This window comes from Lachnoclostridium sp. An138 (assembly GCF_002160765.1).
GTDB classification, from domain to species: Bacteria; Bacillota; Clostridia; order Lachnospirales; family Lachnospiraceae; genus Laedolimicola; species Laedolimicola faecalis.
Window position 1 is genome coordinate 198,118 of sequence record NZ_NFLF01000004.1, and the last position, 14,557, is coordinate 212,674.

17 protein-coding genes are annotated in these 14,557 nt (G+C 49.7%); 6 read left to right on the top strand and 11 right to left on the bottom strand.

Translation table 11 applies throughout. The features are described from left to right. Positions 1-120 precede the first annotated feature (120 nt). Positions 121-1,404 (top strand): 3-phosphoshikimate 1-carboxyvinyltransferase, encoded by a 1,284-nt coding sequence (gene aroA, locus B5E82_RS05375; protein ID WP_087306539.1) that lies wholly within the window; start codon positions 121-123, stop codon positions 1,402-1,404. Here aroA and B5E82_RS05380 read toward each other — a convergent pair. The 3 genes from B5E82_RS05380 to B5E82_RS05390 form a co-directional block, all read right to left on the bottom strand. Further along, positions 1,371-2,204: a Cof-type HAD-IIB family hydrolase gene (locus B5E82_RS05380; RefSeq protein WP_087306540.1), complete on the bottom strand. Its 834-nt coding sequence runs from the start codon at positions 2,202-2,204 to the stop codon at positions 1,371-1,373. The two genes, aroA and B5E82_RS05380, sit on opposite strands and share 34 nt — an antisense overlap. A 65-nt stretch (positions 2,205-2,269) precedes the next feature. Next, complete coding sequence (gene queA, locus B5E82_RS05385; protein WP_087306541.1) at positions 2,270-3,295, bottom strand: tRNA preQ1(34) S-adenosylmethionine ribosyltransferase-isomerase QueA; 1,026 nt, start codon at positions 3,293-3,295, stop codon at positions 2,270-2,272. A gap of 15 nt (positions 3,296-3,310) precedes the next feature. Then, complete coding sequence (locus tag B5E82_RS05390; protein ID WP_087306542.1) at positions 3,311-4,246, bottom strand: magnesium transporter CorA family protein; 936 nt, start codon at positions 4,244-4,246, stop codon at positions 3,311-3,313. 177 nt (positions 4,247-4,423) lie between these two features. Here B5E82_RS05390 and B5E82_RS05395 point away from each other — a divergent pair, with 177 nt between their 5' ends. After that, on the top strand, positions 4,424-4,915 hold the full coding sequence (locus B5E82_RS05395; RefSeq protein WP_087306543.1) for a GNAT family N-acetyltransferase: 492 nt from the start codon (positions 4,424-4,426) through the stop codon (positions 4,913-4,915). A gap of 258 nt (positions 4,916-5,173) precedes the next feature. Here the strand turns inward: B5E82_RS05395 and B5E82_RS05400 are convergent, their stop codons facing one another. From B5E82_RS05400 to B5E82_RS05410, 3 genes are all read right to left on the bottom strand, one after another. Then, a complete protein-coding gene (locus B5E82_RS05400; RefSeq protein WP_087306544.1) occupies positions 5,174-6,145 on the bottom strand; it encodes a Gfo/Idh/MocA family protein in 972 nt (323 codons plus the stop codon). A gap of 18 nt (positions 6,146-6,163) precedes the next feature. Further along, a complete protein-coding gene (locus B5E82_RS05405; protein ID WP_087306545.1) occupies positions 6,164-6,796 on the bottom strand; it encodes a hypothetical protein in 633 nt (210 codons plus the stop codon). A 256-nt stretch (positions 6,797-7,052) separates the two neighbouring features. Then, positions 7,053-7,487 carry a hypothetical protein gene (locus tag B5E82_RS05410; protein WP_087306546.1) on the bottom strand — a complete coding sequence of 145 codons (435 nt, stop codon included), beginning with the start codon at positions 7,485-7,487 and terminating at the stop codon, positions 7,053-7,055. Positions 7,488-7,693: 206 nt separating this feature from the next. Here B5E82_RS05410 and B5E82_RS05415 point away from each other — a divergent pair, with 206 nt between their 5' ends. Then, positions 7,694-7,909 carry a type II toxin-antitoxin system Phd/YefM family antitoxin gene (locus tag B5E82_RS05415; RefSeq protein WP_087306547.1) on the top strand — a complete coding sequence of 72 codons (216 nt, stop codon included), beginning with the start codon at positions 7,694-7,696 and terminating at the stop codon, positions 7,907-7,909. Then, entirely contained in the window at positions 7,906-8,340 is a 435-nt protein-coding gene (locus B5E82_RS05420; RefSeq protein ID WP_087306548.1) for a PIN domain-containing protein, read from the top strand. Before B5E82_RS05415 ends, B5E82_RS05420 begins: the two co-directional genes overlap by 4 nt. 17 nt (positions 8,341-8,357) lie before the next feature. Here the strand turns inward: B5E82_RS05420 and B5E82_RS05425 are convergent, their stop codons facing one another. Continuing rightward, entirely contained in the window at positions 8,358-10,244 is a 1,887-nt protein-coding gene (locus B5E82_RS05425; protein WP_087306549.1) for a heavy metal translocating P-type ATPase, read from the bottom strand. A gap of 75 nt (positions 10,245-10,319) precedes the next feature. Continuing rightward, positions 10,320-10,538 carry a cation transporter gene (locus B5E82_RS05430; RefSeq protein WP_087165882.1) on the bottom strand — a complete coding sequence of 73 codons (219 nt, stop codon included), beginning with the start codon at positions 10,536-10,538 and terminating at the stop codon, positions 10,320-10,322. Positions 10,539-10,726: 188 nt separating this feature from the next. On the opposite strand from B5E82_RS05430, the gene B5E82_RS05435 reads away from it, so the two are divergent. Next, on the top strand, positions 10,727-11,089 hold the full coding sequence (locus B5E82_RS05435) for an ArsR/SmtB family transcription factor (protein WP_087306550.1): 363 nt from the start codon (positions 10,727-10,729) through the stop codon (positions 11,087-11,089). Positions 11,090-11,113: 24 nt separating this feature from the next. Continuing rightward, entirely contained in the window at positions 11,114-12,118 is a 1,005-nt protein-coding gene (locus B5E82_RS05440; RefSeq protein ID WP_087306551.1) for a helix-turn-helix domain-containing protein, read from the top strand. A gap of 58 nt (positions 12,119-12,176) precedes the next feature. Here the strand turns inward: B5E82_RS05440 and B5E82_RS05445 are convergent, their stop codons facing one another. From B5E82_RS05445 to B5E82_RS05460, 3 genes are all read right to left on the bottom strand, one after another. Continuing rightward, on the bottom strand, positions 12,177-12,413 hold the full coding sequence (locus tag B5E82_RS05445) for a hypothetical protein (protein ID WP_087306552.1): 237 nt from the start codon (positions 12,411-12,413) through the stop codon (positions 12,177-12,179). Positions 12,414-12,928: 515 nt separating this feature from the next. Then, positions 12,929-13,342 carry a DUF3788 domain-containing protein gene (locus tag B5E82_RS05455; protein ID WP_087306554.1) on the bottom strand — a complete coding sequence of 138 codons (414 nt, stop codon included), beginning with the start codon at positions 13,340-13,342 and terminating at the stop codon, positions 12,929-12,931. 78 nt (positions 13,343-13,420) lie between these two features. Next, positions 13,421-14,200: a hypothetical protein gene (locus tag B5E82_RS05460; RefSeq protein ID WP_140393091.1), complete on the bottom strand. Its 780-nt coding sequence runs from the start codon at positions 14,198-14,200 to the stop codon at positions 13,421-13,423. Positions 14,201-14,557: the final 357 nt, after the last annotated feature.

Consider the following 14,557-nt stretch of genomic DNA (forward strand, 5'->3'; position numbering starts at 1 on the left):
AAAGCTTCCTGCGGACAAAATCCGCAGCGGCCGGTGAAAAGGATATAAAATCAGAATACAAAATCAAATCCCCGCAGCGGCCGCCCGGCTCAGTGCTCGCGGGAATAAAGGAGAACATTTATGAAATTCACGCGTGTCAAGAATATACGGGGAGAAATCACCGTCCCCGGAGACAAATCCATTTCCCACCGGGCCGTCATGTTCGGCTCCCTGGCGCAGGGAACGACGACCGTGGAAAATTTTCTGAGAGGAGCCGACTGTCTCTCCACCATAGACTGTTTCCGGCGCCTCGGAATTCAGATTGAAGAGCTCCGGGAACAGATCATCATCCACGGAAAGGGGCTGCGCGGTCTCTCCGCTCCCGCCCAGATTCTGGACGCAGGGAACAGCGGGACTACCACCCGGCTGATTTCGGGTATTTTAAGCGGCCAGAGCTTTGAAACCACTCTGACAGGAGACGCCTCTATTCAGAAACGGCCCATGAAGCGTATCATCGAACCGCTGACGCAGATGGGCGCATCCATCACAAGCCTTCACGGGAACGGCTGCGCTCCCCTGCACATTCAGGGACAGTCCCTCCACGGCATCCATTATACGACAAAAGTGGCTTCCGCCCAGGTAAAATCCGCGATCCTGCTGGCCGGCCTCTATGCAGACGGCCCCACCAGCGTCACAGAGCCCGCTCTGTCCCGCAATCATTCCGAGCTGATGCTCCGGCAGTTTGGCGCGGATGTTCAGACAGAAGGGACTACCGCCACAATCCAGCCCGGCGCTTTCTTAAATGGACAGAAAATCATTGTGCCCGGAGATATCTCTTCCGCAGCCTACTTTATCGCCGCCGCCTGCATCACGCCGGATTCCGAGCTTCTGATCCGGAATGTGGGGACAAATCCTACCAGAGACGGTATCTTACGCGTCTGCCGCATGATGAATGCGGATCTGACTGTTCTTCCCCATGAAATAACGGACGGGGAGCCCTCCGCCGATCTTCTGGTCCGCAGTTCTTCCCTGAAAGGCTGTGTGATCGAAGGCAGCCTGATCCCGACGCTGATCGATGAGCTGCCTGTCATTGCGGTGATGGCCTGCTTCGCGGAAGGGACCACCATCATTCGGGACGCCGCGGAACTGAAAGTCAAGGAATCCAACCGCATCGACGTCATGGCGGAAAATCTTACGGCTATGGGCGCCCGGGTGACCGCCACGGACGACGGCCTGATCATAGAAGGCGGCCGCCCCTTGCGGGGAGCCGCCATAGACAGTCATCTCGACCACCGGATTGCCATGTCCTTTGCCGTCGCCGCCCTGAATGCAGACGGAGAAACCGAAATTCAGGATGCCGAATGCGTCAATATTTCCTATCCCGCCTTTTATCAGGACTTAAACAGAATCTCTTCCAGAACCTGAGCTACGCCTTCCTCGGTATTGGGCGGAGCGACGCGGTCCGCCTCACGCTTTACGTTTTCCGGACTGTTCGCCACCGCCACGCCGATTCCGGCAAAGCGCAGCATATCAATATCGTTGTCCGCATTGCCAAAGGCAATGATCTCATCCGGACAGACATTCAGACGGGCGGCCGCTTCCCGAAGGGCCGCCCCTTTTCCGCTCTTCAAGCTGGACAGCTCCAGCCGGTAATGAGTGGAAGAGGTCATATAAAGTCCTCCCACCCGGTTAATCTTATCAAACCACTCCACCTTATCCAGAGGCCCCTGGCAAATCAGATCCAGGGCGTCCAGCTCCTTTCTGTGATTCCGGACGAACGCCAGAATATCAGGCACGGGCGTGCGCGTCCTCTGAAGGTAGGGGACCGCCCGTTCCGGAGCTCCATATGCCGTCGGATGATCCAGAAAATCACGGGAGGCATACGGATTTCCTTCCCAGAATACTTCTATGGCTGTCTCAGGCTCTTCGTTCAGGAGGTCCAGCAGTGCTTCCACTTTATTCTCTTCCATGGGAAAAGCAAAGCTTCTCTCTTTTTTCTTCATGTCATAGGTGGCCGCCCCATTGGAGGTAATTGCATAAGCAAGCCCCTTCAAATTCAGGACCTCCTCCGGAAGAGAGCTGTAGGCCCGGCCGCTGGCAATAACCAGGCGGATGCCTGTCTCCGCGGCCTGCTCCAGCACCTCCCTCGTATAATCCGGAAGATGGCTTTTATCATTCAGAGCAGTTCCGTCCAGGTCGAGGGCAATCAATTTTATCTGCTGCATCTTACATTCCTCCTTATAACCTTTCAAAAACAGCGGCCCTTCCGCTCCCTGCCATCCGAGTTCGCCTACTTTATAAACATGGCGTCGCCAAATGAAAAGAAGCGGTACCTCTGCCTTACTGCCTCCTCATATGCTTTCATAATCTTCTCTTTGTCCGCAAAAGCTGATACCAGCATCAGCAGCGTGGATTCCGGAAGGTGAAAGTTCGTAATCAGAGCGTCCATGATCTTAAACCTGTATCCCGGATAGATAAAGATATCTGTCCAGCCGCTTCCGGCCCGCAGAATTCCATCTTCATCCGCGGCAGATTCCAGCGTGCGGCAGCTGGTAGTTCCCACGCAGATCACCCGTCCTCCGGCCGCTCTGGTATCATTGATAAGCCTGGCCTGCTCCTCTTCCACCACATAATATTCCGAATGCATATGATGCTGGCTCACATCTTCCACCTTCACCGGGCGGAAAGTACCAAGCCCCACATGGAGGGTTACATGCGCCAGCCTCACGCCCTTGGCCTGGATTTCTTCCAGAAGCTCCGGCGTAAAATGAAGCCCCGCCGTGGGCGCGGCCGCAGAACCATCGTGCTCCGCGTAGACCGTCTGATACCGGTTCTTATCCTTCAGCTGATGAGTAATGTAGGGCGGCAGGGGCATCTGTCCGAGCCTGTCCAGAATTTCCTCAAAAATTCCCTCATATTCAAAGCGAATCAGGCGGTTGCCCTCATCCACGACTTCCAGTACCTCTCCTTTCAGAATACCGTCTCCAAACACAATCCGCGCGCCCGGTCTGGCCTTCTTTCCAGGTTTCACCAATGTCTCCCAGACATTATCCGCCTTACGCTTCAGCAGCAGAATCTCGATTCCCGCTCCCGTATCTTCCTTGACTCCCAAAAGCCTGGCCGGAATCACCTTCGTATTATTGACCACCAGGCAGTCCCCCGGTCTCAGATATTCTGTAATATCACGGAACACCCTGTGCTCCATCTCTCCCGTCTTCCGATCAAGCACCAGAAGCCTGGAGCTGCTTCGATCCTCCAGAGGGTCCTGGGCAATCAGCTCCTGGGGAAGATCATAATAAAAATCACTCGTCTTCATCTTCTTCTCATTTCCTTACATATATTTCTTTTTCTTAAAATAATAGAGAATTCCTCCTACCACCAGAATGCTCAGAATAATTACATAGAGATAACCAAATCTCCATCCCAGCTCCGGCATGTTTTTAAAATTCATCCCGTACCAGCCTACAATCAGCGTCAGAGGCTGGAAGATAATGGTCACCATTGTAAAGAGTTTCATAGTGTTATTCAAATTGTAATTCAGGGTGGCGTCCAGAGCCTCTCTCAGATGGATCAGGTTGTCGCAGAGAAGCTGGGTATTGTTGCTCAAACGCTCTGACTTATCAGTAAAAATCTTGAAGTACCGCAGATCCTCTTCCTCGAAAAGATCGTTCTCGTTCTCCTGCAGCGTCTCCCCGATATCAATCAGCTGCTCATAATAATTCTTCAGCGTAGACAGACGGTTGCGCAGCTCAAAAATCTCTGTATTCAGTTCTCTGTCCGTCTTTCCGCCTACGACCTCCCGCTCCATGGCAATGATCTGGCGTTCTGTCATGACAAGTCCCCTGTTTCCACTGGAAAGAAGGCGTTCCAGAACGCCGTATATCACCTTTTCCATCGTGGCGTTCTGGCGGAATCTTCCAATGGCGTCCAGAAACATCTGACGGATACTGTCGCCCTTATCTATGATTTTTACAACAATAAACAGGTTTTTCTTGATAAAGAATCCGATCCGGTTTCTTCTGCTGCTTAAGTTAAGAATATCCACAATATTAATCATGCCGAAGCTGAATTCATCGTACACGTCGATGCTTGTTCGAAAATGCGTAAAGTCAGTCATGCAGTCCTTCACAGCCACCTCTGAAAGGCCCAGTTCCTTATAGCATTTCCGCAGCTCGTCCAGCGTAAGATAACCGACGCAGATGTCATGTTCCTCCAGCTGATCCAATGTAATCTCCCGAATCTCTTTCTCGTGAATCGAAAAAAACATAACGCCCTCCTCTTCCGCTTTTTCTCCGAGTTTATTCTATACCTTTTTGAAGCCGCGGTAAAGAAAAAAATCACAAAGATTTTCTCCCGGCATTGACGGCTCTTTTTCGCAGCGCTATACTGAAAACCGGCAGCCACAGGCGGACTGCCTGGCCAGGCAAAAGGAAGGATTAGCATTATGAAAATACAGATACGCGCATACCGGGAAACAGATCTTAAGACCATGAACCGCATCTGGAATGAAGTCGTGGAGGATGGCGCCGCCTTCCCGCAGACAGAGCTTCTGGACAAATCGTCCGGCGCCGCATTTTTCGCGGAACAGACATATTGCGGCGTAGCCGAAGACACAGAGAGCGGACAGGTCCTCGGCCTCTATATTCTTCATCCCAATAATGTGGGCCGCTGCGGCCACATCTGCAATGCCAGCTACGCGGTAAGCAGAGAAGCCCGCGGGCTGCATATCGGTGAAAAGCTGGTGCTGGACTGCCTGGTCCAGGGAAAGGCTCACGGCTTCCGGATTCTCCAGTTCAACGCCGTGGTACGGACCAACATCCACGCAAGACATCTCTATGAGCGCCTGGGCTTCATACAGCTCGGCGTGATACCCGGAGGCTTTCTCATGAAGGATGGCCATTATGAAGATATCTGCCCCTATTACCGGGAATTGTAAAAATGTAAAAGAGTAAAAAGGATGGATGAAAGGGACGCCCCGGGATTTCTGTATTCTGTGTTCGGACACCCCGCGTACAGGCGTATGCTTCCGAGCGGACTAAAGTCCGTCTGAATCATACGCCTGTACGCGGAGAGCCGGACACTGGAATATCAGAAATCCCGGGGCTGTTCGCTTTCTCCTTGCGTATTACCTGGAATGTCTCTGTTTTGATTTTCTGACTACTCTGAATTTAAGGCCCTTCTTTCTAACCGCTTTCTACTTGATGCCTCTGGCCTGATCAAGGACCTTCATGACGACCAGGCTCTGCGCGAGACGCTGACGAAAGGCTTCTCTGTCGTCCTTTACCCAATAGTCTGTGAAAGCGCGCAGTTCATCATAAAAGATGGGGCCATCCTCCTGTATCAGTGAGAAGTGTTCGCTCTCTTTTTTGTTTTCCTGGAAGGAAAACTCCTCAAACCGTCCCGCATTGGAATGGCTGAAAATGCAGCCCTTGTCACCTTCAATATTTACAGACAGGGGCGCTCCGCAGTCCTTTGCAGCGATGCAGACACACTGGAAAGAAGGATATTCCATCACCAGAATTCCGGAGGTGTCCACTCCCCGCTCCATATTCGGGTAATAATGAACCGCTTTCGGCTCTCCAAACAATCCGGTTACAAAATGGATGTTGTAAACATTCAGATCCATCAGCGCTCCGCCCGCCTTTTCCGCATCAAAAACAGGCGCTACGATTCCCTGCTTGAATGCATCGTAACGGCTGGAATACTGGGAGTAGTTCAGCTGGACGATTTTGACATCTCCTACTTTGGGAAGCAGTTCCCGGACCTTTTCATAATTGGGATTGTACTGATTGGTAATCGCCTCAAAAAGAATCAGGTTTTTTGCTTCCGCCAGCTCCGCAAGCTCCTTTGCTTCCGCGTAAGTGACGGTAAACGGTTTCTCCAGAATTACATGCTTTCCGGCCTCAAGAGCACGTTTTGTAAAACTGTAGTGCAGATGGTTCGGAAGCGGCAGGTACAATACATCCAGCGATTCATCTGCCAGCAATTTCTCATAGCTGCCGCAGGACACCGGAACCTGGTATTTTTCACAGAGCTCTTTCCGCTTCTCCTCTTTTCTGGCAAACAGGGCCCCTATTTCCATCTCCGGAATCTGAGCCGCCGCCTCCAGAAACCAGGGCACTGTCATCCCTGCTCCTACAATTCCCGCTCTTATCGGTCTTTTCATCTTTTTGTCCCCTCCTTATTACATAAATCCCCATTCATAGATCCGCCACACCGGATCTTCTTCGGTTCTTCCACAGACATAATAACGGCTGTGGGAGCCATTTCCATAATTCACAGGTTCTTCCCTCTCTTCTGTCCAGTCTGCCCGGATCACCAGGGTTTCTGTCAGAGCATACTGTTCTGCCGTCTCATCCGGGTGCACTCTGTCATTCTCTCCTGCCTCAGTCAGTTCTTCCACCGTAACCGTTTCCAATTCATGCAGTACAAATTCATCGATCTGATAGCGGTCTTGCTCATAATTCCCCAGCTTGTTCTTTACCTCCGGAACCTCTATTCTGCTCTCCGGACAGCCTTCCAGGTACAGCTTCGGATCTTGCAGAAACTCTGCAAGCCATTCAGAAAAAACCGCTTCCTCCGCCGCATTTTCCGGCGCGTCCTCCGCCAGAAAGCTGCGTCCGTCCACAGTCATGGCAAGCTCCTCCGAAAACAGATAGAACGCATAGGGCTCCTCTTCTGTGGACTTCTCCGCACTCTTCTGTTCTGTGAACTCCTGAAATGTGTCTTCTTCGCTTTCGTCCTCTTCAGGCTGGCAGGCTGCTGCCGACAGTACCGCTGCAGTCAGACCGCATAGCAAAAACCATCTTCTTTTCATGTGTATCCCCCCGCTTTGCTGCTGTACAGCTTTTTTTCATTTTATCACATCCGTACGCAGCTTGAAAAGCATAATCCGGCAAAATCATGCTCTTTCGTCTGTCTTCCTGCGTATCCATATTGGAAATATTCAAAGCTGCAATCACCCAGGTCTTCTCTGTAAAGAGAAATACGGCAGAGCTTTCCGCTCTGCCGCACTTCGGCTCTGCCGCACTTTTCAGAAATATGTTATAAAATAAAACATATTCAGGATAAAATCATAGAAACTTCTGAACCTCTGCTGTCAGCTTTTCCTCCAGCCGGATCAGCTTTTTCGTAATATTCTTTGTCTTTTCATCCGCAGCCTTATACTGGTTCAGATATCGGTTCAGGGATTTCACACCCATATTGCAGCCATCTGTTACCAAATCGGCAATGGTATGATCGGACTCATCCATCACCAGCTTTGCGTTTGTCTTCACCCAGGACATGCTTTTTGCGATGGGATTCGGCTCTTTGCCGTCATCCTGGTATTTTTCCAGAAGAGTCAGGATCTCACTCTGTAGTTCATTGTGTTCCTCTCTGTATTCCTTCAGCGCCTCTTCCAGTTTTTCATCGTGAACGTAATCAAGGACCTCGTCCAGGGACGATACCCCCATTTTAATTCCTGCGTCACACTCCCTCAGCAGCTTTATGGTGTCTGATTCAATCATTTCTTGTACCGCTCCTTTGCTTTTTGGGAACAGTATGGCTGGTTTGGGAAAATATTATGCGCTTTAAACCGGGAGCAGGAATCCATTTGTTCCTGTTATACAATTATACAAGGGAAAAAATCGGACGAATCAGTTGATAAATTCGTCCGATTTGAGTACAATAATATTGTAACCTTATCGTTCACAATCATAAGGAGGTGCAATCCATGTCAATCACTGCCACAGAATTAAAATCGAATCTTGGCAAATATTTAAAGCTTGCAGAGAACGAGGATATCTTTATCACTCGAAACGGCAAGGTGGTAGCAAAACTTTCCAACCCCAATGCAGACCGGGTGGAAATGGCAAAATCACTTCTTGGCGTCATTCCTTCTGATATTACCGTAGAAGAAGCACAGGAAGAAAGGAGTTCCAAAATATGAAAGCCTTAATCGACACCTGTGTTATTGTGGATATTCTCCAAAAACGGGAGCCCTTTTATCAGGCAGCCATGGAAATCCTTCTTTCCGTCTCCAACCGTAGATGCACCGGCTTTTTAACTGCGAAATCCATCACCGATATTTATTACATCCTGCGGCGGAGTATCCACAACGAAGAGGAAGTACGCCGACTGGTTCATATTCTTTTCACTCTTCTGGAAGTAAAGGATACCTTTTCTGCCGACTGCGAACTTGCTCTGGATTCTCCCATGACGGATTATGAAGATGCCATCATGGTGCAGACCGCCTGCCGCATTGGTGCTGACTGTATTGTAACCAGAAATCTGAAGGATTACAAATTGTCCTCCCTTCCCGTCTTTTCCCCTGAACAGTTTTTATCAGAGCTCGGAAAAGAGGAAAACACCAAAAACTAGAAATGCAGTCTCCGCTCTTACAGCTTCTTCACAAACAGCGCCCGAATCGCATTGAGCACCGCGATAATCATAACGCCCACATCCGCGAAGATCGCCATCCACATATTCGCGATTCCCAGGGCTCCCAGCGCCAGAAACAGAAGCTTGATGCCAATGGCAAACACAATGTTCTGGTACACGATGCGCAGGCATTTTCGGGAAATCTTAATGGCTTTGGCAATCTTCAGCGGATCGTCATCCATCAGAACCACATCCGCAGCCTCGATAGCCGCATCAGAACCCATGGCGCCCATGGCGATACCGATATCTGCCCGGCTCAGAACCGGAGCGTCATTGATGCCGTCGCCTACAAAGGCCAGCTTTTCTTTCTCAGATTTCTTCTGAATCAGCTCCTCTACCTTTTCCACCTTATCGGCAGGCAGCAGCTCGCTGCAGACCTCGTCGACACCCAGATCAGCGGCTACCTTTTCCGCCACCTGGCGCCTGTCTCCGGTCAGCATGACCGTTTTTCGAATTCCCGCCGCCTTCAGGGCCTGGACCGCCTCTCTGGAATGGGGTTTTACCACATCGGAAATCACGATATGGCCCGCATAGGAGCCGTTTATGGCCATGTGTACGATCGTCCCCACGCTGCGGCAGGAAATGTACTCAATTCCCAGCTGCTTCATCAGCTTATCGTTGCCGGCTGCCACTTCGATGCCATCTACCTTTGCCGTCACGCCGCCTCCGCTGATTTCCCGGATATCCGTCACGCGGGAACGGTCTATTTCCTTACCATATGCCTTCTGGATACTTTTGCTGATAGGGTGGGAAGAAGCGCTCTCAGCCAGAGCCGCGTACTCCAGAAGCTTTTCGTCTTCCAGCTCACTGTGATGAATTCCGTTTACCTCAAAAACTCCCCGGGTCAGCGTACCCGTCTTGTCAAACACCACAACCTTTGTTTTAGAAAGAGTTTCCATATAGTTGGAACCCTTCACCAGCACTCCGGCAGCGCTGGCTCCGCCGATACCTGCGAAAAAGCTTAAGGGAATGCTGATCACCAGCGCGCAGGGGCAGCTGATAACCAGGAAGGTCAGGGCACGGCCGATCCAGTTGTCCCAGTCAGCCGGAAGTCCCAGGCCAAGCATCCGCACCAGCGGCGGCAGAACCGCCAGGGCCAGGGCCGCATAGCAGACAGCCGGCGTATAGACCCGCGCAAACTTGGCGATGAATTCCTCTGATTTGGACTTGCGGGAGCTGGCATTCTCCACCAGATCCAGAATCTTGGAAACAGTGGACTCCCCGAACTCTTTGGTAGTCCGGATTTTCAAAAGGCCGCTCATATTGATGCAGCCGCTGATGATTTCGTCTCCTTCCTTTACATCCCGCGGAAGGCTCTCGCCTGTCAGCGCGCTGGTATTCAGCGACGAAGCACCCTCCAGCACAATGCCATCGATGGGTACCTTTTCTCCCGGCTGCACCACAATTACCGTGCCGATTTCCACTTCATCCGGGTCCACCTGCTCCAGCCTGCCGTCCCGTTCCACATTGGCGTAGTCCGGACGGATATCCATCAGGTCGCTGATGTTGCGGCGGCTCTTTCCTACCGCATAGCTCTGGAACAGCTCGCCAATCTGATAAAACAGCATAACGGCCACCGCTTCCGTGTAATCACCGCTCTGCTCATGAAGAGCCAGCGCGATGGCGCCAATCGTAGCCACCGCCATCAGGAAACTCTCATCGAAGACCTGACAGTTTTTGATTCCTTTCAGGGCTTTCAGCAGTATGTCATAGCCAATCACCAGATAAGGAATCAGATATAAAATCAGTCTCAGTGCCCCGTCTGTGGGAATAAACTGCAGAGCAATCAACAGAACCGCAGCTATCAGCACGCGGATCAGCATCTTTTTTTGCTTCCTGCTCATCCTTGTCTCACCTCTCTAGTCAAAAATCTCCCCGACTCATATGCGTTTCTCATTTTTGCATTCAATAATTAGTATTTAAAGAAAGATCTCGCAGTCGTCCTCTACCTTCTTGCAGTTCTTCCGGACCTCCTGCATGACGCTCTTTGCCTCCTGGCCTTCCTCAAACTCCACAATCATCTTCAAAGCCATAAAGTTTACTGTCGCGTCCTTTACACCAGGAGTCTTCTTTGCGGCTTCCTCCATCTTATTTGCACAGTTGGCGCAGTCTACATCGATCTTGTAAGTCTTTTTCATATCCCATTTCCTCTCTTTCACTTTATCATTTTATCAATTAAATGATTGTTTAATCGTTAATTACAATATATACTTATTTTCGTAGAAAGTCAATGTCTAAAATCATCTTCTTCCAAATGGACAAAAAATATTTCCGTTTGGACAAATGCGTGATAAAATACCCTTACAAGAAAAAGGAGGCATTTACCATGAGCGACAAAATTCTGCCCCATGATCACGGCCAGAACACCCTGCAGAGCTTTGACCATATGCCAGAAATCGCTGATTTTCAGACCGTATCGGACATTTTCAAGCAGCTGGGTGACGGAAGCCGCATCCGCATTTTCTGGATACTCTGCCACTGCGAGGAATGCGTCATCAATCTGTCCGCCCTTGTGGACATGAGCAGCCCGGCTGTATCCCATCATCTGAAGCAGCTGAAGGCCGGAGGGCTTATTGTGAGCCGCCGGGAAGGAAAAGAGGTCTATTACAAAGCTGCCGACACAGAGCAGGTGGAGCTTCTTCATCACGCCATCGAGGATCTGGTGAAGATCACCTGTCCTTCCAAATAACCGGGTAAAGGAGCATTTTCAGAAATGAGAAATGAGGATATCTGCAGAATTGCACAGGCTTTAAAAGAGATTCCAGATCATTCTCTGGAGCTTAAGGAATATCCCGGCCCGAACCGGGAATCCGGACGTCTGGCCAGAACGCTCTCTGTCAGCGCAGACGGGAAGGGAAGGGTCTCTGTCTATCAGGTCTATCCCGGTATCCAGCTCTCTCTGCTCTGCTTTCTTTCCGAGCAGGCAGCGTTCCGACATCCCGCCTCTCCCGCCGTTCTGGAGGTGGGCCACTGCCGCGCGGGACGCGTGGGCTGGAATATGAAAAACGGCACCTCCGTCTATCTGGGCTCTGGCGACCTTTCCTGCCACAGCGCCGTCTGCTGCGCGGATTCCGTAATGACCTACCCGATGAAATATTATGAAGGAATTTCTGTCTCCATGGACCTGGAGACGCTGGCTGACTGCCTTCCCGGAGTGCTTTCCGACACTGTCATTGATATCCGGAAGCTGCGAGAAGCATACTGCAAGCCGCAGAAATCCATCTTTATCTCCTCCTGTCCTGAGACAGAGGGCATCTTTCTGCCCCTCTACGACCTGCCGGAAGCTCTGCGGCTTCCCTATTTCCAGCTGAAGATCCAGGAGCTTCTTCTGTTTCTCGGCCGGTATGTTCCAGATCAGAAGACCGTCACCAAGTACCATTCAGAGCAGACAGAACTGATCCGGCAGATTCACGACCAGCTGACTAAGGATCTGTCCTGCCGTTTTACCATTGAGGAGCTGTCCCGCCAGTATCTGATCAACACCTCTTCTCTCAAGGAGGTGTTCAAGGCCGTCTACGGTCTTCCCATTGCTTCCTATATGAAGGAATACCGGATTCGGGAAGCCATGAGGCTCCTGCGGGAGACGGACGAGAGCATCTCCTCGATCGCGGCCCGGGTAGGCTATGAGACCCAGGGAAAATTTACGAAGTCCTTCCGGGATGTGGCCCAGGTTCTGCCCTCCGAGTACCGGAAGCAGCGCCGGCAGGCTTCCCGATAAGCGGTAAAGGGGGATCTCAGGGAGGAACTTCCCATATGCCGTATTTTTACAGCAAAGGCTATTCATCCAGCCTTTTTCCGCAATAGGGACAGTAAGTGCCTGCGCCAACGTAGCGCTCGCAATGCGGACAGCGGTTAAAAACTACAAGAAAGATAATTTCCGCCAACAATACAAGAAGCGCAATCGTAACCAGCCAAAACTGCTTCAGCAAGGCTCCCAGCAGAATCAGCAGAAACCCCACCATAAACAGTCCTCCGCCGATGATAGCCACTTGCTTTCTCTTGATTTTTTTCATACTCATATTCCCCCTGTATATACTCTTATGTACTTTTTAAACGTACTCTTTTAAATATATTTTTCAGCAATCAAATCGCATAACCGATTCCAGACCTCGTATATAAAAACTGTCCATGACACAGCTTAGGTTCTCTCCTCCAAATACCGGAAGCGTGGCAATTCTATTATCCTCAAATCCTTTAAATGCAAAAATGCAATAAACCAGCAATACTGCTATTGCGAACTTGATGAGTATTCCAACAGTTGTTTTGCTTTTATAGACAAACGGCGCCATTCCAATAAAAACAACTGCAATGCTGCAAATAATTACCCGCTGAACATACTGCAAGTGTATGGGACTCCCACTCACCGTCGATGAATTAGAAATAGCAAACAGAAAACAATGCCAGATAAATATAACAAAATACCAATGACCGTTCTTTTCTTCATGTGTTTTACCTTCACTGTATGTACGCTTGTGTACTCTTTTGAATGATTTTTCTGGATTTTTTAACACTGCGCAAATGGAAGCTGTTATTTCCGATTCGGCTTTCTTTTAATATTCAGCAGTCTGATAAAATCATCGAACAGAGACGTGTCCTCCGGTTCAAACATCATCCATTTTCCGTCATGGTAGGTCCTGCTTTCATCATAAATGATTTGAACTTCCTTTGAATAGCTTTCTCTGTCCTTTTCAAATTTAATACGTTCCTCTTTTCCCAGGATAATCATAAATCCTATGCAGTTTTCTCTTGCATATAATGCGCACAGAGTTTTGCCGCCCCGGCGGTATTTATATTCATAGGTCCATGCTTTGCCGCCGTTGTTCCACAGACGCTCCATATCATATTTTTCATCAATCAAAACGCATAACCGATTCCAGACCTCATATAAAGGTACTCCAACCAAAGCTGTCATCTGTTCTGCATCCGGTGTTCTTTCAAGCATGGCATGCTCCTTCCCTGGCGAAACAATGCCGCCATTCCTCCTTCCTGATAAACAGCGCGCATACATCTTCAAATCGAGTCATTGAAGACCCTCGATAAATACAAACAATGCCAAAAGCGGCATCCCTGTCCAGAAAATATACCTGCTTGCAATCTCCCAGTCAGACGGCTCTGCCTGGTCTGCATTCCGAATCTGAAAGGCCATATTCCAGCGGAACAGCTCGTCCGCAAACAAGATAGAAAACGCAGTGAGAATGCAGATACATGTGCCGCCAAACCACAGGAGCCACTCCCCCTTATGGGTCAATTCCGGACCGGCCATCAAGTCAAGTATGGTAGAAACAGAGGGCTCCATTACGTCGATTACATTCCCATTTTCATCCCAAATAACCCCATCGCCACTTATAGCCAACATACCGATCTCCGCCAGGCTTCCATCCTCATTGTACAGCCAGCTGCTGCTTCCGTAATCCACGACGCATCCGCGGAATATGATTTCCTCTCCGCAGCGAAGCTCCACACCGCTTACAGACTCTCCGGCTGGCGGTTCTCCCCGTTCATCGGTATCCGGAATGGCAGATGAATCCTCCCTGGCCGTATAAGGGCCGTAAAACTTGTCTCCGCAGCGGAACTCCACCGTTTTGTCTGTATATACAGTAAAACTGGCCTGCACTCCATGAATTTTCCCGGAATATATCGTACTGTCGTTTTCCTGATTGGAAACAAGAATAGTGTCCCCATATGCAAAGCCCACTCTGGCAATGGTCACGGCATAGACCACTGCAAATACTGAAACCATGACTGCCATCAGAAGCAAGATTCCTTTTTGATACCATCCCAAACATCTGATCCTTTTCAACCCGGCACCCCCCTCTGTAACCAGATTTTCATCGTTTCTCTTTTTTTCATTCTATCATAAGCCTGTGTGTTTGAAAACTGCCTGTTTTCTTAAATAATTTTTTGAATTTTCACAAAATGGTCGATGGCTGCTGTTTTTGGATATATCCAGCATTTTCCTGTTCTGATATCCAAAAGTATTGTTATCATGGATGGATATTGCTTTTCTGTATCGATATCAGCAGCTTAAAAAAATCGAGGTCAAAAATGGCTGTTTTTTGCTCCATTTTTGCCTCGATTTTTGCAGGAAGGCCACAGGGTCTTGTGGTTTATCCTTACATTTTTGCCTTATTTCTGCAAAGGATCATCTGAATCACGA